The following is a 20,404-nucleotide window of genomic DNA, read 5'->3' on the forward strand; positions in this document are numbered from 1 at the left end:
AGGCTTCGCAGCTGAAGCTGCTCCTACGGGAAGGCCTATACCGCCCCCTTCTTCGGTATGCCGCCCAGACCAAGGTCGCTCACAAAATGTCTACGCCACTGCGGCCGTGGCAAGCCCAGATGCTCGCGTAACGTGCGACCTTCATAGCGCTCGCGGAACAGCCCGCGCTGGCGCAGGATCGGCAGCACCCCTTCGACAAACGCATCCAGCCCTTCAGGAAAATGCGCCGGCATCAGATTGAAGCCGTCGGCGGCTTCGTTCTCGAACCAGGCAATCATCTCGTCCGCCACCTGTTGCGCGGTGCCCACCACAATCCGGTGCCCCCGTGCCCCGGCAGCCAGGTGACAGACCTGACGCAGGGTCAAACCGTCCTTATGGCTCATGTCGAGCAGCAACTGCGCCCGGCTTTTCATGTTTTCCGGTAGCGGCAGCTCCGGCAGCGGCTGGTCCAGGTCGAAACCGCGCACGTCATGCCCCAGCCGATCGCTGACCAGCGCCAGCGCGGCGTCCAGGTCATTCCACTGCTGCAGCCGTTCGAAATGCTCCAGCGCCTCACTCATGGTGCGGCCGATGATCGGCATGATGCCGGGCATCACCACACAATGCGCGGGGTCACGGCCCTGCTCTGCCGCCTGGCGTTTAAGGTCGCGGTAGAAAGCCTGGGCGCTCGGCAGGTCCTGCTGGGCGGTGAATACCACCTCGGCAATGCGCGAAGCCAGCGCCATGCCCGGCCCTGACGAGCCGGCCTGAACCAGCACCGGATGGCCCTGCGGCGCACGGGTCAGGTTCAACGGACCCGCAATATTGAAGAACTCGCCCTGGTGATCCAGGCGGTGCATCCTGTTGGTGTCCAGATACACACCGCTTTGCGCATCGCGCACATAGGCTTCGTCCTCGAAGCTGTCCCACAAGCCGCGCACCACATCAACGAACTCTTCGGCCTGGGCATAACGCCGCTCATGGTCAGGGTGCTTGCCCAGGCTGAAGTTCGCCGCGCTGTCGTAGCCGGTGGTCACCACGTTCCAGCCGGCCCGGCCGTTGGAAAGATGGTCCAGCGTGCCGAACTGCCGGGCAATATTGTAAGGCTCGCCATAGGTCGTGGAGGCCGTGGCGACCAGGCCAATACGCTCGGTGACCATCGCCAGCGCACCGAGCAGGGTCAGCGGCTCGAAGCGCACGATCATTGAGGGCGGTTCCTGCGGGCCGGTGACCAGCTTGTCGCCGAAAAACACCAGGTCCAGGCAGGCCCGCTCGGCGCTTTCGGTCAGACGCCGGACCAGCGCGAAGTTTTCGCTGCCGCTCTGCGCGCCAGGGTAGCGCCAGCCAGAGGCGTGATGACCGGCGGCCTGAATGAACAGGCCCAGTCGCATGTGTTTGGGGGTATGACTCATAAGGTGTTCCGCAGCGATGTGACCCAGGTCAGCCGGCTATATCCTTAGCACTCAAGGTTATAACAGAGCTAAATATATAAAGCCTGCAATGATAAATAAACGTGATGATTCTGGCTATTGGGCGGGCCTTCATCACAGCCTCGCTGTCTGGCATCCGCGGGCCAGAGCCTGGGCAGCTGAACTTTCTAAGCTAATTCCAATTAATTATTGGATTGGCATTTTTTATAACTTCAATATCCCTTCACCGGATCCTGGCAGCGTGCCCAGCCCTCCGTGATTGCCCTGCATTTCATCTTTACATGCAGCGGCGCCAGCCAAATTCATGAATTGAAGAAGACTCGTCATGGCTCATAAAGCGTTCATTCGTCCTTTGCTCACCGCGCTGGCAGCTTCTCTGCTGGCCTTGAATGTTCAGGCAGCTCCACTGGTGGTCGGTTACCAGACCGGTGTCGACCCCAGCAAGGTGCCGCAGGCTGACGGCGTCTATGAAAAAGCCATTGGCGAGAAGATTGACTGGCGGCGCTTCAACAGCGGCCCGGAAGTGGTGACCGCGCTGGCCTCCGGCGACGTCCAGATCGGCAACCTGGGCTCCAGCCCGCTGGCCGCCGCCGCTTCACGCAAGCTGCCGATCGTGGCCTTCATCGTCTCGGCACAGATCAACTCCGCCGAGGCGTTGGTGGTCCGTAATGGCAGCGGCATCAACAACCCGCAGGAACTGGTCGGCAAGACCATCGCCACCCCGTTCGTGTCTACTTCGCACTACAGCCTGCTGGCCGCTCTCAAGCAATGGGGCCTGGAAGGCAAGGTCAAAGTGGTCAACCTGCAACCGCTGCAAATCGCCGCCGCCTGGAAACGTGGCGACATCGACGGTGCCTTTGTCTGGTCGCCGGCCCTTGGTGAAATTCGCAAGACCGGCAAGGTACTGACCGATGCCGCAGAAGTGGGCCGTTGGGGCGCACCCACCTTCGAAGTCTGGGTGGCGCGTAAGGATTACGCCGAAAAACATCCAGAAGTGGTGGCCAAATTCGCCAAAGTCACCCTCGACTCGTTCGCTGACTACGCCGCCAACAAGGCCAAGTGGACCGCTGATTCAGAACAGGTGAAGAAAATCGCCAAACTGACCGGCTCCAACGCCGAAGACGTGCCCGATCTGCTGGCCGGCTCTGAATACGCCGACGCCCAGACCCAGCGCTCTGCCGCATTGCTCAGTGGCGGCACGGTCGACGCCGTGGCCAAGACCGCCGCGTTCCTCAAGCAACAAGGCAAGGTCGAGACCGTACTCAGCGACTACAGCCCCTACGTCAGCGACAAATACATCCAGTAGGAGCGGCTTTAGCCGCGAAGCCTTAGCTGCGAAGCCTTAGCCGCCAAACCAGTCGATCACAAGGGAGGCCCCATGGCCCTGCTGCAACTTGAACGCGTCAGCGCTCATTACCCTGGCGCCGCCGAGCCGGTGCTGGCCGACATCTCGCTCACCCTCGGTCCTCAGCAGTTGCTGGTAGCTCTTGGGCCGTCGGGCAGTGGCAAGACGTCCCTGCTGAACCTGATCGCTGGTTTCGTAGCGCCCAGCAGCGGGCGGATCACGCTCGATGGCGTTCCCGTGCAAGGCCCCGGCGCCGAGCGCGGTGTGGTGTTCCAGGATGACGCCCTGCTGCCCTGGCTCGATGTGCTGGCCAATGTCGGCTTTGGCCTGCAACTGGCCGGTGTGGAGCGCAGCCAGCGCGAGCAGACCGCCCGGCAGATGCTGGCGCTGGTGGACCTGGCTGGTTTCGAAACGCGGCAGATCTGGGAGCTGTCCGGCGGTCAACGCCAGCGCGTTGGCCTGGCCCGCGCACTGGCGGCTGATCCACGGGTGTTACTGATGGACGAGCCATTTGGTGCCCTCGACGCGTTCACCCGCGAACAGGTTCAGGAATTGCTGCTGACCATCTGGCAACGCACCCACAAGCCGGTGCTGCTGATCACCCATGACATTGAAGAAGCGGTGTTCCTGGCAACCGACCTTATTCTGCTGGCGCCTTCGCCTGGCCGGATTGATGAACACCTGAAACTCGACTTTGGCCAGCGCTACGCCGCTGGCGAGCCGGCCCGGGCGATCAAGTCCGACCCTGCCTTCATTGCCACCCGCGAGCACGTGCTTGAGCGGGTGTTTTCACAACGCAGCGCCAGCGCGCGCAAGGAGGTCGTATGAGTGGCGCACAGATCAGCCAGCAAAGTCTGGCCCGAGCTTCCACCCAGCCGGCAGACAATCCACCCCGCGCACGCGCAAGACTGGGCATCCGGACCATTTCGGCGTTGACCTTCAGCGCACTGTTGGCGCTGTGGTGGGCGGTCACTGCCGCACAGTTGATCGAGCCGCTGTTTTTACCCTCTCCTGCTGCCGTGCTGCAAAAAGCCTGGTTGCTGGCCACCGAGGGATACATGGAGTCGACCCTTTGGCAGCATTTGGGCGCCAGCCTGCAGCGTATCGGCCTGGCGCTGGTGGCAGCGGTGGTGTTTGCCATCCCGGTGGGCATCGCCATCGGCCATAACCGCGTGGCGCAGGGCATTCTCGATCCGTTGATCGAGTTCTACCGGCCTATTCCGCCACTGGCTTACCTGCCGCTGATCGTGATCTGGTTCGGTATCGGCGAGTTCTCCAAAGTGCTGTTGATCTATCTCGCGATCTTCGCGCCGATTGCCATTGCCACGGCCACCGGCGTGCGCAACGTCGACCAGACCAAAGTGCGTGCCGCGCAGTCATTGGGCGCCACCCGCCGGCAGTTGATCCGCCATGTGATCCTCCCGGCCGCCTTGCCAGACATCCTGATCGGCATCCGGATCGGCCTGGGGGTTGGCTGGTCGACCCTGGTGGCCGCCGAGCTGATTGCCGCCACCAACGGTTTGGGCTTCATGGTCCAGTCGGCCGCGCAGTTTCTGGTCACGGAAGTGGTCGTGCTGGGCATTCTGGTGATCGCCCTGATCGCCTTCGCCATGGAGTTGGGCCTGCGCGCCCTGCAACGCAAGCTGGTGCCCTGGCATGGGCGCGGCCATTGAACGAGAGAACCTGCATGAGCCTGCAAATCACCCCCATCAGCCCGGCCCTGGGCGCCCGCGTGACCGGTGTCGACCTGAGCTTGCCATTGAGCGCCGACCACCACCAGCAGCTGCATCAGGCATTGCTTGACCATCAGGTGCTGTTTTTCCGTAACCAGCCGCTGCAGCCGGCTTCCCAGGCGCGGCTGGCCGCGTATTTCGGCGATCTGCATATCCACCCGATCTACCCCAATGTGCCTGAGCAACCTGAAGTGCTGATCCTCGACACCGAGCGCAACGACCTGCGTGACAATGCGCTCTGGCATTCGGACGTCAGCTTTCTCAAAACGCCGGCGCTTGGTGCCGTGCTCAGTGCCAAACAGGTGCCGCCTTATGGTGGCGACACGCTATGGGCCAGCAGCAGCGCGGCGTACGACGGCTTGTCCGAGCCACTCAAGCGCTTGCTCGACGGCCTGACCGCCACCCACGACCTGAGCAAATCATTCCCCGAATCACGCTTTGCCGTGACGGATCAAGAGCGGTTGCGCTTCGAAGAGGCCAAACGGCGCAACCCGCCCAGCAGCCACCCGGTGGTACGTACCCACCCGGTCACCGGCCGCAAGGGGCTGTTCGTCAATGAGGGGTTCACCACGCGAATCAACGAGCTGCCTGAGCTTGAAGGCGACGCCATCCTCAGGTTGCTGTTCAGCCACGCCACCCAGCCGCAATACACCGTGCGCTGGCAATGGCAGAAGGATGACGTGGCGTTCTGGGATAACCGGATCACTCAGCATTTCGCCATCGACGACTACCGCCCGCAACGCCGCATCATGCATCGCGCCACGATCCTGGGTGATGCGCCATTCTGAAGGGCAAGGTTCTTGTGGGAGCGACCTTGGTCTGGGCGGCACTCCGACGAAGGCGGCGTGAAACCCACCGCTAATATGCTGATTCCACCGTCCCTTTCGCGAGCAAGCTCGCTCCCAAAGGGCAGCAACAAGGCAATGAAACAGACCTGAGCCGCCTTAACTGATCGGCATTACCTCTACAGGCCACTAGTTGCCGTCAACCGGCAAACACTGGCCTGGCATTCATCCATTCTGATCCGCGTGAACGCCAATACCATTGAGGTTGGCCGTGATTGGCATGAAAGCTGCTCCCTCCCCCTCGGCGATACCACTGCCGATCAAGGACTACAGGGAGTTTCAGATGAATATCAATACCTCGAGCATCGCTGCGGCTTACGCCCCGTCGACCCGGACCAGTTCTGGTAACAACGGCCAGCAGGCCCAGGCGAGCTACGCCGCACAGGCTGCGACCGTGCAAGCTGCCACTGTAGCCAGTTCACCTGCCGAGAAGCCGTTGCCAGTCCAGGCTTACGCTTTGCCTGCCTGGATGACGGTTACCAGCGCCTCAGTTATCAAGGCTGACAATACCGGCGCAATCACCATAAGTGTCCAGAATCAGGCTCTGATGAACGCCGACCCACAAGAACAGGCGCAGCTTGATGAGCTTTGGCGTCAGCATGCCAGCCAGGTGTATGCCGACAATGGCCTGAGCGACCTTGGCACCCGTTATGAGGCCACCCGCAACAACCCGGAACTCGACACGAAGCTGCACCGCCAATTCAACCAGTCGGTCACTGCCGATCCGCAACTCATGGCCTTGTTGGACAAGTTCGGCATCGCCCTGCTGCCAGTGGCCTGACCGCCGAGGTGCCCTGCAGACGCTCTGCAGGGCACGATTTCGAGGCCCCGCGTTGAATCGTTTCACCTGTCGGCACCGCACCTGGCGATTGTCCTTGGCATGGTTGCCAGCGTGCAGACCCATTACCTGTGAGAAAACCGTCCTGCAAGACCTCCTCAAACCATTGAACCGGGCCAGGGAAGCATTGCGCGAGCGCTGACGATAATGATGGCGGATTTGACAGACGCCTCAGTCTCTTCGAAGCTGCATGGCGTCAAGTACTGGATACCGTAATGCCCAACGACTCACCTCAGCCCTCCCGCCGCGGGCGCCAGGCCCTGATCATCGGTTCGCTGGTCGGCGTCCTGGTCCTGGCCTTATGGGCCTGGCGCAGCGAAACCAGTCGCCCCGCCGCGCCGGTACGCCCCAGCCAGAGCTACACGCAAACACTCGAGCTGGCCCGCGACGGCAAGCCGGGTGCCGCGCGCCTGCTGTATCAACAGTTGGCCCGTGACGACCTTGCCGACGAGCGGCGCATTGCGTTGCTGGCCGAACTGCCCAACTACCCTAGCCCGCAAGCGCTGAAACTGCTCAAGGCCCAACTCGACCATGAGTCGCCGGCGGTCAGCCTGGCGGCGGTTGAAAGTGCGGTACGGCTGCTGCCCGGTCATCACCTGGCCGTGGTGCTCGGCCCCTTGGTCAATGCCGATGAACCGGCATTGCGCCTCAGCGCGACCTTGGCCCTGACCCGTTTGTCACCGGATGAACTGGGGCTGTATTTCGCCGCCCTGCAACACAGCGCCGAAGCGTTTCAGCACGACTTGGCGCAACAGCCTCCCACTGTCCAGAACCGCATGCAACTGGGCAGGCTCTATCGCCAGACCGGCGATAACGCCTTGGCGCTCAGTGCGCTGGAAGACGCCGTGAAGCTGGCGCCGGACAACGTGCTGGCAGCCCTGGCGCGCATAGAGCAGCTTGATGATAACCAGCAGGCAGACCAGGCCCGACAACTCATGCGACAGTTGCTCGAAAAACACCCCGACTCCGCCCTGCTGCAGCATGCTCTGGGCATCTGGTTGCGCGATCATGGGCAGGCCGAGTTCGCCCTGCTTAGCCTGGCCCGTGCGGCGGAACTGGCGGCGGATAACAATGATTATCGGTATGACCTGGCCGTGACGCTGCACACGCTGGAACAACTGGAGGCAGCACAGAAGCAACTGCAGCAGATTCTGCAGAACCAACCGGCCAACCGACGGGCCAGAGTGCTGTTGATTCAGTACGCCCGCGAAAGTGGTCAACTACAGAATGTTCAGGTCTTGCTGGCGCAACTTGAACAACAGAATCCGGACGATCCGGCCCTGCAACAAGGTCTCTGATACTCGCCCTCAGCTACTGTAAGACGGCGTCGGCGGATACGTCAGCGCGTTACTCGCAACTTTAAAAATCCATACACCAATAACACTCTGCCGACCCTCACCAAGTGCAGCGCACATTAAACAATTGCACAAGATGGTTTTCTAATTGAAAAAAAACGGGCATTATTAATCCGCTACCGATTTAAAACTGCTCGCTGATCAGGTAGTGATGGCTGAAACGGTTAATTCCCCATCGCATCATCGAGCAGAAAACGGAATGAGCGAATCGGTCAAAGTTTTTTGTCTTGTCGCTTTGTTCGGCTGGTAACAGCCAATACACTGTCGGAGTATGTTTTTTGTCCAGACTTGCTGAGTTTCGCGCCGCAGAAAAAGCCCTTCAAGAACAACTGGCTCAGCTGGAAGCCTTGAAGAAAGACGCAGGCCTTCAGAAAGAGATCGAATTCGAGCAGAAGCTCAAGGAGCTGATGGCTAGCTATGGCAAGAGCCTGCGTGATGTCATCGCCATCCTCGACCCTAACAGCGCAACCACCCTGGTTGCTGCGCCTGCGGGTCCAAAGCGCCGCCGCGCCCGTGTCGTCAAGGTTTACCAGAACCCGCACACCGGTGAACTGATCGAGACCAAAGGTGGCAATCACCGTGGCCTGAAAGCCTGGAAAGAACAGTACGGTGCAGACACCGTCGAATCCTGGGTTCGTGCCTGAGACGTGACAGTTCACAAAAGCCCTGCTCTGCAGGGCTTTTTTATTGCCGCCCGAAAGTATAGTCAGCAACCTGTAAACAGCTAAACGAGGCCGTCCGCACAAGGCGAAAAACGTTCGCAATCGCGCTTGGATTTACAGCTTGTAACTGACCATTTTGACCCGGCTGGCTTCCAGTCTGTTTCAACCCGACGATGGCAATGCAAGGAGTTCTTAGAGGTGCCGGTTGGCCTGCAACTCCGTTCGTCGATATACAACTACATCCGGCAAGAATGTCGAACCCGTCACAGATCTGACAGCGTAAGAATACTGACGCCAATAAAATCACATTGCCACTATCGGGATTGATGACCCCATACTTGAGCAAGTCCCAGCTTATTATTCTGAAAAATTACAGTCAGATAATTAGTCTTAGCCTGTAGGCTGTTTCCGAATTTTGCTCACCGGCAGTGCCCGCACGACCCGAAAGCACGACGAAAAAAAGCCGTTGGGCTTCACAATTTTTTCACGCAGGATGTTTCAAGCTACACACAGCTAAAGGACTAGCACCCCATGCCCGCACACGCGGGCTTTATTTTGCCCGCAAGAAAGCTCAGGGCGCCGTGTCGAGCTTCAGCCCGTCACGAATCTGCTGCACCTGCTGCCTGTTGGCTGCATAGCCCTCTGCCGAGCCCGCATACGAAAGCGACCAGGCCTGCCGGGCATTGGCCGCCGCCACCAGGGTCTGGGTCATGACATGCACGCCGTTCTGGGTCACCGTGCAGGTGCTCTCCATGCCCGGCACACCACCCAGGCTGACTTCTCGTACATGAGTGCATGCGCTTTGCAGGCCGCTGCGCGCGAAATTGACCTGTACGGCTTTGCGCATCTCCATCAGCACACCTTGCACATTGACTTCATGACCGGCAACCAGTTGGGAGCGGGTCAACTCCACCACCATGCTTGGCTCACCGGCGGCATCGTTCTTGATGGCGCGCTGGCGCAGTTGCACCGAAGGCTGCCCTGATGCGCCTTCAACCGTCGGCAATGACTGCACCTCCCAGCCGGGTGGCCAGAGGATCATGGTGTCGTCGGCCTGTGCGGTAGCGGCGGTTAGCAGCAAAGCGGCAACAGGGAGCAAGGGATAGCGAATCATCGGCATGAGCACCGCAGTAGAGAATAAAGATCCAGAACATGAGTCTGCGGCTTTCTGGCAACAATAGGCAAATGCCGGGTTGCATCGACCGCCCTGCCCCGTATCATTGACCGTCTTTGCCCATTCAAGCCGGAGACTTTCATGAGCCTGCACGAACTCAACACTTTCCCGGGCGTGACTGCCGAACCTGACGCCGTCACCCAGGGTTTTGTGTTCAACCACACCATGCTGCGCGTCAAGGACATCACCGACTCGCTGGATTTCTACACCCGCGTCCTGGGCTTTCATCTGGTCGACAAGCGTGATTTTCCTGAAGCCGAGTTCAGCCTGTATTTCCTGGCCCTGGTCGACAAGGCGCAGATTCCGCAAGACGACGCTGCTCGCCATCAGTGGATGAAGTCCATCCCTGGCGTGCTGGAACTGACCCACAACCACGGCACCGAGAACGACGCCGGGTTCTCTTACCACAACGGCAACACTGACCCGCGCGGCTTCGGCCATATCTGTGTGTCGGTGCCTGACGTGGTCGCTGCCTGCGCCCGTTTTGAGCAACTGAATGTACCGTTCCAGAAGCGCCTGCAAGACGGCCGCATGAACCACCTGGCGTTCGTCAAGGACCCGGATGGCTACTGGGTAGAGATCATCCAGCCAGCACCGCTGTAAGCGCGCAGATTCGCGGCCAAAGCCCGCAAAAAAGCCCCGACTGCGTGAGCAGCCGGGGCTTTTTGTTGGTGCTGCGAATCAGGCTGGCGCGCTGGTGCGGATCAGGTGATCGAAAGCACTCAGCGACGCTTTGGCACCTTCGCCCAGGGCGATGATGATCTGCTTGTACGGCGTGACAGTGACGTCACCGGCCGCAAAAATACCCGGCACCGAGGTTTCACCGCGGGCATCGACCACGATCTCGCCGCGCGGCGACAGCTCGATCACGCCTTTGAGCCACTCGCTGTTAGGCAGCAGACCGATCTGTACAAAGATCCCTTCCAGTTCCACCGCACGCTCTTCGCCGCTGACCCGGTCCTTGTAGCGCAGGCCGTTGACCTTCTCGCCGTCGCCGGCCACTTCAGTGGTCTGTGCACTGGTCAGCACGGTGACGTTGGGCAAACTATTGAGCTTGCGTTGCAGCACCGCGTCAGCTCGCAGCTGGCTGTCGAACTCCAGCAGCGTTACGTGGGAGACGATACCGGCCAGGTCAATGGCCGCTTCCACACCGGAGTTGCCGCCGCCGATCACTGCCACACGCTTGCCCCTGAACAGTGGACCGTCACAGTGCGGGCAGTACGCCACGCCCTTGTTGCGATACTCCTTCTCGCCGGGGACGTTCATTTCCCGCCAGCGCGCACCGGTCGCCAGGATCAGGGTCTTGGCTTTGAGGCTCGCACCACTGGAAAACTTCACCTCGTGCAGCGCGCCGTCCTTGCCTGGAATCAACTGGTCAGCGCGTTGCAGGTTCATGATGTCGACTTCGTACTGCTTGACGTGCTCTTCGAGGGCAACCGCCAGCTTCGGGCCTTCGGTGTGCTGGACCGAGATAAAGTTTTCGATCGCCATGGTGTCGAGCACCTGACCGCCGAAACGCTCGGCGGCAACGCCGGTACGAATGCCTTTACGTGCCGAGTAGACCGCTGCGGCGGAGCCAGCCGGGCCACCACCAATCACCAGCACGTCGAAGGCTTGTTTGGCGTTGAGCTTCTCGGCCTGGCGCGCACCGGCACCGGTGTCGATTTTGTCGAGAATCTCTTCCAGGCCCATACGGCCCTGACCAAACAGCTCACCGTTGAGGTAAATGCTCGGCACCGACATGACTTTGCGCTCGGTGACTTCATCCTGGAACAGTGCGCCGTCGATGGCGACGTGCTTGATGTTCGGGTTGAGCACGGCCATCAGGTTCAGTGCCTGGACCACGTCCGGGCAGTTCTGGCAGGACTGGGAAAAATAGGTTTCGAAACTGAACTCGCCTTGCAGGGCGCGCACTTGTTCGATGACCTCATCACTGACTTTGGGCGGGTAGCCGCCTGCTTGCAGCAGCGCCAGAACCAGCGAGGTGAATTCGTGCCCCATCGGGATACCAGCAAACCGCAGGCTGATGTCCTGGCCTGGGCTATTGAGGGTGAACGACGGCCTGCGCGCATCGTTACCGTCAGTGGCCAGGGTAATGTCTTTGCCGACGCTGACTACATCTTGCAGCAGCGCGAGCATTTCCTGGGATTTGGCGCCGTCGTCGAGGGAGGCCTGGATCTCGATGGGGCGAGTGGCCCGCTCCAGATAGGATTTCAACTGGGCTTTAAGATTGGCGTCCAACATGGTTTGGCTTTCCTTTTTTCAGGTAACAGGATTTGTATGAAAAGTCGGCAACCTGGGCCACCTTTCGTACAAAACCTTGAAATAAAAACGCCCAGGCGATGACCGCCCGGGCGTTTGATGGGGCGATGCGGCTTACAGACTTACGCGTGCGGCGCCCCGATCGTTTGCGGCATGCGGATCAGATCTTGCCGACCAGGTCCAGGGACGGAGCCAGAGTGGCCTCGCCTTCCTGCCATTTGGCTGGGCAGACTTCGCCTGGGTGAGCAGCAACGTACTGAGCGGCCTTGATCTTGCGCAGCAGCTCGGAAGCGTCACGGCCTACGCCGCCGTCGTTGAGCTCAACGATCTTGATCTGGCCTTCCGGGTTGATTACGAAAGTGCCACGGTCAGCCAGACCGGCTTCTTCGATCAGCACGTCGAAGTTGCGCGAGATGGTCAGGGTTGGGTCGCCGATCATGGTGTATTTGATCTTGCCGATGGCTGGCGAGGTGTTGTGCCAGGCAGCGTGGGCGAAATGGGTGTCGGTCGAAACGCTGTAGATTTCTACGCCCAGCTTCTGGAATTCTGCGTAGTTGTCAGCCAGGTCTTCCAGTTCGGTCGGGCAGACGAAGGTGAAGTCGGCTGGGTAGAAGAACACCACAGACCACTTGCCTTTCAGGTCGGCGTCCGAGACGTCAACGAATTTGCCTTCTTTGTAGGCAGTCGCTTTGAACGGTTTGACTTGGCTGTTGATGATAGGCATCGATGAATCTCCATGGTGAGTGAATCGAATGAGTTTGGATTCGATGGAAAGAAGCTTACCCACAATCGGCGCACCAGGCTCATTGGTAAAGTCGATGCTGCTGATTGCTTTTGACTATGGCGGATCATTATTAATAGAAGAAATCTTCAATTCGGTGACAGGCACTGCTGCCTTACCGAACGGTGAGGTTTCAATGTAGCGCATGGCTGACTTCATGTCCTTCCAGCCGACATAACTCATCAGCGACTTCAGATCCCAGCCATTGTGCTGCGCCCAGGTGGCGAAGCCGCGCCGCAGCGAATGACTGCTGTAGGCATCCGCCTTGATTGCGGCGCGCTCGAACGCCTGGCGTAGCAAGGTGATGATGCTGTTGGCGTGCAACCCCTCCTCGCCCAGATTGCCCCAGCGGTCAATACTGCGAAACACCGGCCCGTGCTCCAGTGCGGCGCAGTCTATCCAGTCAAGGTACGCCTGCACTGGGCACAAACGCAGCAGCGCCGGCGTCTGGAAACTGCGCCCGGTGAAATCCCGATCACTTTTGCTGCGCGGCAGGTACAGGGTAATCCCGACTCCGCTCACGGCCTTGACATGCTCAACCTGCAGGCGGCACAGCTCGTCACTGCGAAAGCCGCGCCAGAAACCCAGCAGGATCAACGCCGCGTCACGCCGACAACGCATCACCTGCCCATGATCCTGCACCTGGGCGGCCTGACGCGCCTGCTGGTCGAGGCTGTCGACCACCTGTTGCAAGTCTCCCAGCTGCAAAGGCTCGGCCTGCTTTTCCTGGGCCGGGTGCACAGCGCGAATGCCCTTGAGCACCTGACGCACCACCGGCGCCTTGGTCGGATCGACGAAGCCCTGGCTGGTGTGCCACTGCGCTAATGCCGAAAGGCGCAGCTTCAGCGTATTGATCGACAGCACGCCAGCGTAACTGGCCAGGTAGCGCGCCACGCTGTCGCTGGTGGCCGGCAGAAAACCGCCAAACGTCACTTCGAAATGTTCGATGGCCGCCCGGTAGCTGCGCCGTGTGTTGTCGCGCGTGGCGGCAGCGATGTAACGATCAATCTCGCTCATGAGGGTTTCATACCGTACTGAACCGTAAAAAGCCGCCTGACAACGACTGACACGGGATAATACGCCAATATCCCGTGTTAAATAAGATGATATTTACCCTATGAAGATCGTACTATTTAGTATGTAATTACAGGATACATACCACAGTACGAAATCGTAGGAGCAACCATGGCGCGCGGCGGAATCAATAAGGCCCTGGTGCACAAAGCCAGACAGGCGCTGCTGGCGCGCGGCGACAACCCGAGCATCGACGCAGTACGCGTTGAAATGGGCAATACCGGCTCTAAAACCACCATTCATCGCTATCTCAAAGAGCTGGAGGGGCACGACAGCCCTGCCCCAAGCCTTAATGAAGAGCTGGCCGAACTGGTCGCGGTGTTGGCTGAGCGACTGCAAGGCCAGGCTCAGGAGCGCATTGATGAAGCCGAGCAACACGCAAGTCAGCAGTGCCAGGCTATGCGCGCAGAACTCGCAGGCGTGCAGCAGCAACTGGAGCAATGGCAAACCCGTTTTGATTTGCAAAAAGAAGTGTTGAGCAAAGAAACCCAAGCGCTGGAGCAAACCAGAGACGCTCTGCAGCAGGCCAAAACCGAGAACACTCGGCTGAATCAGGCCAACCAGGACCTGCAATCACGCCTGGAAGATCGCGACCGGCATCTCGAATCGCTGGAAGAAAAGCACCGCCACGCCCGCGACGCCCTGGAGCACTACCGCAACTCGGTAAAAGAACAGCGCGACCAGGACCAGCAGCGCTACGAGGGGCAACTCCAACAGCTGCAAATGGAGCTGCGGCAGTCGCGGCAAACCCTGGCCTTGCACCAGGAATCGATCACCCTGCTCAACCGCGACAACGAGCGCTTGCTGGCTGAGCAACGCGGCACCGCCCGAGAACTGCATGCTTGCCAGACGCAACTGGACAAAACCACCAAACAGGCTGAAAAAGCCGGCGCCGAACAACACAAAGCCATCAACCGCAGCGCCCAACTGGAAGTACGCCTGCAAACCGCCCAGCAGCAAAGCGCTGCACTCAAGCAAAGCCTGAACGAAGCCACGCAACAAAACCGCATGCTCGAATTACTGCTGAGCAGAAAGGAAGCCGCCCTGGAAACCCTGCAGGCGCAAATTGCCGAACACGACTCGCCCACCCCGTAGGAGCGGCTTTAGCCGCGAAGCCTTCACGACTAAAGCCAATACTGCTCATTTAGACAGGTGGGAGTCAGCAAGCCAGCTCTCACCTAACCGACCTGACTGATCTGTATCAGCCCTACACAACAACAGTATTCAAGCGGCCCTTTCAAGCATCCAGCGCACCCGCGCCGCCAGTTCATCGACATTGAACGGCTTGGTCAGCACATCTTTTTCGACCGCCTGTGACACCTCGTCAATCTGAGGACTGCCGGCATAGCCCGTCATGAACAGCACATTGAGCGCCGGCCGGAACTGACGGGCGATCCCGGCCAGTTGACGGCCATTGAGGCCCGGCAGGCCGACGTCGGTAATCAGCAAGTCGATACGAGCCGAGCCCTGCAGACGTTTGATAGCGCCTGCAGCATCGCCGGACTCCAGGGTTGAGTAACCAAGATCGCGCAACGCATCGACCACCAGCATCCGCACCGCGCTTTCATCCTCAACCACCAGCACGCACTCCCCCGCAACAGCGCGAGGCGCCTGCCGGGCATCACTGACATCGGCCACCCGCTGGCTGACCTGAGCCACACAAGGCAGATACAGCCGGATGCAGGTGCCCTCGCCCTCACGACTGTCGACCCGCACATGGCCACCGGTCTGTTTCATGAAGCCGTAGACCATCGACAATCCCAAACCCGTACCCTGACCTACCGGTTTGGTGGTGAAAAATGGGTCGAAGACCTTTTCGATGACCTGGGCAGGAATACCGCAACCACTGTCCTCGACGCTCAGCTGCACATACTCGCCAGGCGCCAGGTCCTGATGCAGGGTGTCGATGGCCGTGACCTGGCTGCGCACCCGCAAACGCCCCCCTTCCGGCATGGCGTCCCGCGCATTGATCACCAGATTGAGTAACGCATTTTCCAACTGGTGCTCATCCGTACAAATGACCCTGTCATGCTCTTCAAGCTCGATCTGCAACTGAATGCTCTCGCCAATCGTGCGACGCAACAGCTCCTCCATGGACAGCACCATCGGATTGACGGGCATGATGCTGTTGCTCAACGACTGACGCCGGGCAAACGTCAATAAGCGCTGAGTCAGGGCCGCAGCGCGATTGGCCGCGGTCGTGGCTGCATCAATGTACTTGTCAACCTCAGCCACACGCCCGGCGGCAATCCGCCGCCGCGTAAGGTCCAGCGCCCCGAGCACACCGGTCAGCATGTTGTTGAAGTCGTGGGCAATGCCTCCGGTCAATTGGCCAATGGCGTCCATCTTCTGCGCGTGGCGCAGTGCTTCTTCGGCCTGGGCGCGCTCGGCGATCTCCACCTGCAGGCGCTGATTGGCTTCGGCCAGCTCGCGGGTACGCTCGGCCACCCGCAACTCCAGACTGTCATTGAGTTCGCGCAACGCCTCTTCGGCATTGACCTGTGCGGTGATGTCGGTGTGAGTACCCAGCCAGTGGGTGATATGGCCCTGATCATCACGAATCGGCAATGCCCGACACAAAAACCAATTGAATGTGCCGTCCTTGCTGCGCAGCGGAAAGGTGTCTTCCCAGACCGAGCCCGTGGAGAAGCAATGTTTGAGTCGCGCAGTGACCCGCTGATAATGATCCTGATGATGCACCGCTCGCCAACCCAACGCCTGCATCGACTCCAGCGACGCGCCGGTATAGTCATACCAGCGCTCGTTGTACCAGCGGATACAGCCCTCGGGGTCAGCCGTCCAGGCCAGCTGACTCATGTTGTCGGCCAGCGTGCGAAACTGTCGCTCGCTTTCACGCAGCGCATCGATCTGCCGCAGGGCGTTATTGTCGGGCGGCATGCAACTCAGTGGCATGACCGGCGTCGGGGTCTGCTTGCTCAACACAGGACTCCATCCTTGAATGCGGATTTTGCACGGTTCTCATCCTGAAAACCGGGCATGGTAACAACCGTTAGCGCGCCACCGGACTGCGCATGGTGACGAACTCCTCCGCCGCCGTCGGATGCACGCCCAGGGTATCGTCGAACACCTGCTTGGTCGCACCGGCCTTGAGCGCGACCGCCAGGCTTTGCACGATCTCACCGGCATCCGGGCCGACCATATGGCAACCGAGCACCCGGTCACTGGCGCTGTCGACGACCAGCTTCATGAAAGTCCGCTCCTGATCATCGGTCAGGGTCAGTTTCATTGGCCTGAAACGGCTTTCGAACACCTGTACCGAGTAGCCCTCTTCAATGGCTTGCTCTTCGGTAAGGCCCACGGTGCCAATGTTCGGCAGACTGAAAACGGCTGTCGGGATGTGATTGTAGTCTACCGGGCGAAACTGCTCGGGCTTGAACAGACGACGGGCCACCGCCATGCCTTCTGCCAGCGCCACAGGGGTCAGCTGCACACCACCAATGACATCGCCCAACGCAAGAATCGACGGCTCGCTGCTCTGATAATGCTCATCGACCTGGATATAGCCCTGCTTGTCGAGTTTGACGTCGACAGTCTCCAGCCCCAAATTGTCGAGCATCGGTCGCCGGCCAGTGGCATAGAACACGCAATCGGTGTCCAGCGTGCCGCCATCCTTGAGACTGACCTTCAGACTACCGTCTGGCTGCTTGTCGATCCTTGAGATATCGCAATTGAAACGCACATCCATGCCATGCTTGAGCAATTCTTCATGCAAGTGCTTGCGCACCCCGCCGTCAAAACCGCGCAGGAACAGCTCGCCACGGTACGCCAGGGTGGTCTGCGCACCCAGGCCGTTGAAGATCGAGGCGAACTCGACCGCAATGTAGCCGCCGCCCACCACGATGATGCGTTTGGGCAACTCGGCCAGATGGAAAGCCTCGTTAGAGGTGATCGCATGCTCACGCCCCGGTACATCGGGCACTTGTGGCCAGCCACCGGTGGCGATCAGGATGCGTTCGGCGGTGTATGACGTGCCATCGACCTGCACAGTATGCGGGCCGGTGATCCGCCCATGCCCTTCGAGCAGGGTCACGCCACTGTCGACCAGCAGTTTGCGGTAAATACCGTTAAGACGCTGGATCTCCTTGTCTTTGTTGCCGATCAGGGTGGCCCAGTTGAACTCGGGCTGCCCTACATTCCAGCCAAAGCCTTTGGCATTGTCGAAGTCATCGGCAAAGTGCGCACCGTACACCAGCAGTTTTTTCGGCACACAGCCCACGTTGACACACGTACCGCCCAGATAACGGCTTTCCACAACCGCAACCCGCGCCCCGAAACCCGCAGCAAAGCGCGCTGCCCGTACACCACCGGAACCGGCGCCGATGACAAAAAGATCGAAGTCGTAAGCCATTACTGCCTCCATGAATAGGTGCTCAGCATAACGGCTATGCGAACCCCGCAGAAATGAAAAAGCCACCCCGGTGCGAACACCGGGATGGCTTTGGGTGGACAGGCAGGTGAAGTCAGAACGCTTTGCCGGTCTTGTAGAAGTTTTCGAAGCAGAAGTTGGTCGCGTCGATGTAACCCTCGGCGCCGCCGCAGTCGAAACGCTGGCCTTTGAACTTGTAAGCCAGCACGTTGCCTTGGGCAGCCTGCTTCATCAATGCGTCAGTGATCTGGATCTCGCCGCCTTTGCCTGGCTCGGTCTGTTCGATCAGCTCGAAAATGTCCGGCGTCAGGATGTAACGACCGATGATGGCCAGGTTCGACGGTGCGTCTTCAGGCTTCGGCTTCTCGACCATGTCGTTGACACGGAACAGACCCGGCTTGATTTCCTCACCGGCAATCACACCGTACTTGTTGGTTTCCTGCGGATCGACTTCCTGAATGGCAACGATCGAGCAGCGATACAGTTTGAACAGCTTGACCATCTGTTGCAGCACGCCGTCGCCTTCGAGGTTGACGCACAGGTCGTCGGCCAGCACCACGGCGAACGGCTCGTTGCCGATCAACGGGCGACCGCTGAGGATTGCGTGGCCCAGGCCTTTCATTTCAGTCTGACGGGTGTACGAGAAGCTGCACTCGTCGATCAGGCGGCGGATGCCGACCAGGTATTTTTCCTTGTCGGTGCCTTTGATCTGGTGCTCCAGCTCGTAGCTGATGTCGAAGTGATCTTCCAGCGCGCGCTTGCCGCGACCGGTGACGATGGAGATCTGGTTCAAGCCCGCTTCAAGTGCTTCTTCCACACCGTATTGAATCAGTGGCTTGTTGACCACTGGCAGCATCTCTTTGGGCATGGCTTTGGTCGCTGGCAAAAAGCGAGTGCCGTAACCGGCTGCAGGGAACAAGCATTTCTTGATCATATAAGTCCTTAGTTAAGGGCTGGGGCATTGTCGGCGCAGTCTAATCAGGCGGCGGTCACCTTACAATGCCCCACCACTGGCCTTCCGATGCCATGGTAGAGGAATCCTTGGGCAGATAGTTCCGCGCTGTCGTAGATATTGCGACCATCGAACAATACCGGCATGCGCATCGATGCGCGAATTCGCAGGAAATCGGGCTGGCGAAACTGCTTCCATTCGGTGACCAGCACCACTGCGTCAGCACCCTGCGCACAGCCGTAAAGCGACTCGCACAAGCGTAGCTGACCGCGGCCGATTGCATCGACATAACGCTCGGCCACCGCAGCCATCGCGGCAGGATCAGTGGCCTGGACCTGGACACCGGCGGCCAACAGCGCGTCGATCAACACCAGGCTGGGGGCCTCGCGAATATCGTCGGTGCCCGGTTTGAATGCCAGCCCCCAGACGCCGACCACCCGGCCTTGCAGATAGCCACCGAAATGCTGACGCAAGGCGCTGAACAACAGGGTTTTCTGGGTCGCATTGCGCGCCTGCACGGCTTTGAGAATCTGCGCCTCGAAGCCTTGCTGCTCGGCGGTCTTGATCAACGCCCGCACATCCTTGGGGAAACAGGAGCCACCGTAGCCGCAACCGGCATAAATAAAATGCGTACCGATCCGCTGATCGCTGCCAATCGCGCGTCGAACCTGCTCGATATCCACGTCCAGCGCGGCGCACAGCCCGGCCATTTCGTTGATGAACGAAATCTTGGTGGCCAGGAAGGCGTTGGCCGCGTACTTGCTGAACTCTGCGGCGCGCAAGCCCATCACCAGGACACGCTCGCGGTTGCGCAAGAACGGGCTGTACAGCCGCTGCAACAACTCGGCCGACTGCATCTCGGCTGCACCAACGATCACTCTGTCCGGCCTCATGAAGTCGTCGATGGCCGCCCCCTCCTTGAGAAACTCCGGGTTGCTCGCCACCGGGATGCGCAGCTTCAGGCCGCGCCGGACCAAGCGCTGATTGATACGCTGGGCAATTTTTTCACAGGTGCCCACCGGCACCGTGGACTTGTTGACCACCAGGCATGGACGAGCAAGGCACTGCCCCAACTGATCGGCCACCGCCAGCACATGGCGCAGATCGGCCGAACCATCTTCCTGGCTGGGCGTACCGACGGCAATGAACACGATGTCTGCCTGGCGTACACCCTCGACGAGGCTGCCAGTAAAGCTCAACTGACCACTGCCAGCGTGCTCTTTGAGCATCACTTGCAGGCCTGGCTCGTGAATCGGGCATTCTCCGCGTTGCAAGGCCGCCAAACGAGCCGGCTGATGCTCGACGCAGATCACATGGTTGCCCATTTCGGCAAAACAGGCCGCGCTGACCAGCCCGACATAGCCGGCACCGATGATGCAGAGTCGCATAGTCGTGTCTCCTGACAAGATTTGCGACAATTGCACCGTCAGCCGGTTGCAGCATCGTGACGGGCACAAGACAGCCCTGTGACCGCCGACAACCCGGTAATTTATGGCGGAACGATGGCACCGCACCTCAGTCCAAGTGCATTATCCGGTTTTTAGCGCGCCCCAGACCTCAAGCACTGCGCATTCGAGGCAAGGCGCC

Annotated in this window: 18 protein-coding genes and 1 pseudogene; 9 read left to right on the top strand and 10 right to left on the bottom strand. The window is 59.8% G+C overall.

Translation table 11 applies throughout. The features are described from left to right. Positions 1-35: 35 nt before the first annotated feature. Positions 36-1,391, bottom strand: coding sequence for an LLM class flavin-dependent oxidoreductase (locus NJC38_RS06650; RefSeq protein ID WP_253112338.1), 1,356 nt, complete (start codon positions 1,389-1,391; stop codon positions 36-38). A 343-nt stretch (positions 1,392-1,734) separates the two neighbouring features. On the opposite strand from NJC38_RS06650, the gene tauA reads away from it, so the two are divergent. The 7 genes from tauA (at position 1,735) to NJC38_RS06685 (ending at position 8,169) form a co-directional block, all read left to right on the top strand. Then, on the top strand, positions 1,735-2,715 hold the full coding sequence (gene tauA / locus NJC38_RS06655; protein ID WP_253112366.1) for a taurine ABC transporter substrate-binding protein: 981 nt from the start codon (positions 1,735-1,737) through the stop codon (positions 2,713-2,715). 72 nt (positions 2,716-2,787) lie between these two features. Continuing rightward, positions 2,788-3,582 carry a taurine ABC transporter ATP-binding subunit gene (gene tauB, locus NJC38_RS06660; protein ID WP_253112369.1) on the top strand — a complete coding sequence of 265 codons (795 nt, stop codon included), beginning with the start codon at positions 2,788-2,790 and terminating at the stop codon, positions 3,580-3,582. 26 nt (positions 3,583-3,608) lie between these two features. Continuing rightward, positions 3,609-4,427, top strand: coding sequence for a taurine ABC transporter permease TauC (tauC, locus tag NJC38_RS06665; RefSeq protein ID WP_253113006.1), 819 nt, complete (start codon positions 3,609-3,611; stop codon positions 4,425-4,427). 14 nt (positions 4,428-4,441) lie between these two features. Then, entirely contained in the window at positions 4,442-5,275 is an 834-nt protein-coding gene (tauD, locus tag NJC38_RS06670) for a taurine dioxygenase (protein ID WP_253112371.1), read from the top strand. Between the two features lie 340 nt (positions 5,276-5,615). After that, positions 5,616-6,113: a hypothetical protein gene (locus NJC38_RS06675; protein WP_253112374.1), complete on the top strand. Its 498-nt coding sequence runs from the start codon at positions 5,616-5,618 to the stop codon at positions 6,111-6,113. Positions 6,114-6,385: 272 nt separating this feature from the next. Then, complete coding sequence (locus NJC38_RS06680) at positions 6,386-7,468, top strand: tetratricopeptide repeat protein (protein WP_253112377.1); 1,083 nt, start codon at positions 6,386-6,388, stop codon at positions 7,466-7,468. 335 nt (positions 7,469-7,803) lie between these two features. Further along, positions 7,804-8,169 carry a histone-like nucleoid-structuring protein, MvaT/MvaU family gene (locus NJC38_RS06685; RefSeq protein WP_253112380.1) on the top strand — a complete coding sequence of 122 codons (366 nt, stop codon included), beginning with the start codon at positions 7,804-7,806 and terminating at the stop codon, positions 8,167-8,169. A gap of 589 nt (positions 8,170-8,758) precedes the next feature. Here the strand turns inward: NJC38_RS06685 and NJC38_RS06690 are convergent. Next, positions 8,759-9,307 carry a DUF4946 domain-containing protein gene (locus NJC38_RS06690; RefSeq protein ID WP_253112383.1) on the bottom strand — a complete coding sequence of 183 codons (549 nt, stop codon included), beginning with the start codon at positions 9,305-9,307 and terminating at the stop codon, positions 8,759-8,761. Between the two features lie 135 nt (positions 9,308-9,442). Between NJC38_RS06690 and gloA the strand changes: the two genes are divergently transcribed. Then, positions 9,443-9,964, top strand: a complete 522-nt coding sequence (gene gloA / locus NJC38_RS06695) for a lactoylglutathione lyase (RefSeq protein WP_253112385.1) — start codon at positions 9,443-9,445, stop codon at positions 9,962-9,964. 78 nt (positions 9,965-10,042) lie between these two features. On the opposite strand, the gene ahpF is transcribed toward gloA, so the two are convergent. The 3 genes from ahpF to NJC38_RS06710 form a co-directional block, all read right to left on the bottom strand. Beyond that, positions 10,043-11,605, bottom strand: coding sequence for an alkyl hydroperoxide reductase subunit F (ahpF, locus tag NJC38_RS06700; protein ID WP_253112387.1), 1,563 nt, complete (start codon positions 11,603-11,605; stop codon positions 10,043-10,045). 178 nt (positions 11,606-11,783) lie between these two features. Next, positions 11,784-12,347, bottom strand: a complete 564-nt coding sequence (gene ahpC, locus NJC38_RS06705) for an alkyl hydroperoxide reductase subunit C (protein WP_045491089.1) — start codon at positions 12,345-12,347, stop codon at positions 11,784-11,786. A 114-nt stretch (positions 12,348-12,461) separates the two neighbouring features. Then, a complete protein-coding gene (locus NJC38_RS06710) occupies positions 12,462-13,421 on the bottom strand; it encodes a site-specific integrase (RefSeq protein WP_253112390.1) in 960 nt (319 codons plus the stop codon). Positions 13,422-13,589: 168 nt separating this feature from the next. On the opposite strand from NJC38_RS06710, the gene NJC38_RS06715 reads away from it, so the two are divergent. Continuing rightward, on the top strand, positions 13,590-14,573 hold the full coding sequence (locus tag NJC38_RS06715) for a DNA-binding protein (protein WP_253112393.1): 984 nt from the start codon (positions 13,590-13,592) through the stop codon (positions 14,571-14,573). 129 nt (positions 14,574-14,702) lie between these two features. Here NJC38_RS06715 and NJC38_RS06720 read toward each other — a convergent pair whose 3' ends face one another. The 5 genes and pseudogenes from NJC38_RS06720 to NJC38_RS06740 all read right to left on the bottom strand — a co-directional run bounded on the left by NJC38_RS06720 (position 14,703) and on the right by NJC38_RS06740 (position 20,205). Further along, positions 14,703-15,137, bottom strand: coding sequence for a response regulator (locus tag NJC38_RS06720; RefSeq protein ID WP_257105737.1), 435 nt, complete (start codon positions 15,135-15,137; stop codon positions 14,703-14,705). Next, positions 15,123-16,418, bottom strand: a pseudogene (locus NJC38_RS06725) (ATP-binding protein); the annotation flags it as partial. The gene NJC38_RS06720 and the pseudogene NJC38_RS06725, both read right to left, overlap by 15 nt. Positions 16,419-16,488: 70 nt before the next feature. After that, a complete protein-coding gene (gene gorA, locus NJC38_RS06730; protein WP_253112395.1) occupies positions 16,489-17,847 on the bottom strand; it encodes a glutathione-disulfide reductase in 1,359 nt (452 codons plus the stop codon). Between the two features lie 112 nt (positions 17,848-17,959). Continuing rightward, on the bottom strand, positions 17,960-18,799 hold the full coding sequence (galU, locus tag NJC38_RS06735; protein WP_045491081.1) for a UTP--glucose-1-phosphate uridylyltransferase GalU: 840 nt from the start codon (positions 18,797-18,799) through the stop codon (positions 17,960-17,962). 44 nt (positions 18,800-18,843) lie between these two features. Continuing rightward, positions 18,844-20,205 (bottom strand): UDP-glucose/GDP-mannose dehydrogenase family protein, encoded by a 1,362-nt coding sequence (locus NJC38_RS06740; RefSeq protein WP_253112397.1) that lies wholly within the window; start codon positions 20,203-20,205, stop codon positions 18,844-18,846. Positions 20,206-20,404: the final 199 nt, after the last annotated feature.

The sequence above is a fragment of the Pseudomonas sp. 21LCFQ010 genome (assembly GCF_024129905.1).
Taxonomy (GTDB): domain Bacteria; phylum Pseudomonadota; class Gammaproteobacteria; order Pseudomonadales; family Pseudomonadaceae; genus Aquipseudomonas.

Excerpts from the sequence above, each read along its gene's own strand:
- tauD (WP_253112371.1), top strand. The coding sequence starts at position 4,442 with ATGAGCCTGCAAATCACCCCCATCAGCCCGGCCCTGGGCGCCCGCGTG.
- galU (WP_045491081.1), bottom strand. The coding sequence starts at position 18,799 with ATGATCAAGAAATGCTTGTTCCCTGCAGCCGGTTACGGCACTCGCTTT.
- tauB (WP_253112369.1), top strand. The coding sequence starts at position 2,788 with ATGGCCCTGCTGCAACTTGAACGCGTCAGCGCTCATTACCCTGGCGCC.
- ahpC (WP_045491089.1), bottom strand. The coding sequence starts at position 12,347 with ATGCCTATCATCAACAGCCAAGTCAAACCGTTCAAAGCGACTGCCTAC.
- ahpF (WP_253112387.1), bottom strand. The coding sequence starts at position 11,605 with ATGTTGGACGCCAATCTTAAAGCCCAGTTGAAATCCTATCTGGAGCGG.
- NJC38_RS06715 (WP_253112393.1), top strand. The coding sequence starts at position 13,590 with ATGGCGCGCGGCGGAATCAATAAGGCCCTGGTGCACAAAGCCAGACAG.
- tauA (WP_253112366.1), top strand. The coding sequence starts at position 1,735 with ATGGCTCATAAAGCGTTCATTCGTCCTTTGCTCACCGCGCTGGCAGCT.
- gloA (WP_253112385.1), top strand. The coding sequence starts at position 9,443 with ATGAGCCTGCACGAACTCAACACTTTCCCGGGCGTGACTGCCGAACCT.
- NJC38_RS06680 (WP_253112377.1), top strand. The coding sequence starts at position 6,386 with ATGCCCAACGACTCACCTCAGCCCTCCCGCCGCGGGCGCCAGGCCCTG.
- NJC38_RS06740 (WP_253112397.1), bottom strand. The coding sequence starts at position 20,205 with ATGCGACTCTGCATCATCGGTGCCGGCTATGTCGGGCTGGTCAGCGCG.
- NJC38_RS06710 (WP_253112390.1), bottom strand. The coding sequence starts at position 13,421 with ATGAGCGAGATTGATCGTTACATCGCTGCCGCCACGCGCGACAACACA.
- gorA (WP_253112395.1), bottom strand. The coding sequence starts at position 17,847 with ATGGCTTACGACTTCGATCTTTTTGTCATCGGCGCCGGTTCCGGTGGT.
- NJC38_RS06690 (WP_253112383.1), bottom strand. The coding sequence starts at position 9,307 with ATGCCGATGATTCGCTATCCCTTGCTCCCTGTTGCCGCTTTGCTGCTA.
- NJC38_RS06650 (WP_253112338.1), bottom strand. The coding sequence starts at position 1,391 with ATGAGTCATACCCCCAAACACATGCGACTGGGCCTGTTCATTCAGGCC.
- NJC38_RS06675 (WP_253112374.1), top strand. The coding sequence starts at position 5,616 with ATGAATATCAATACCTCGAGCATCGCTGCGGCTTACGCCCCGTCGACC.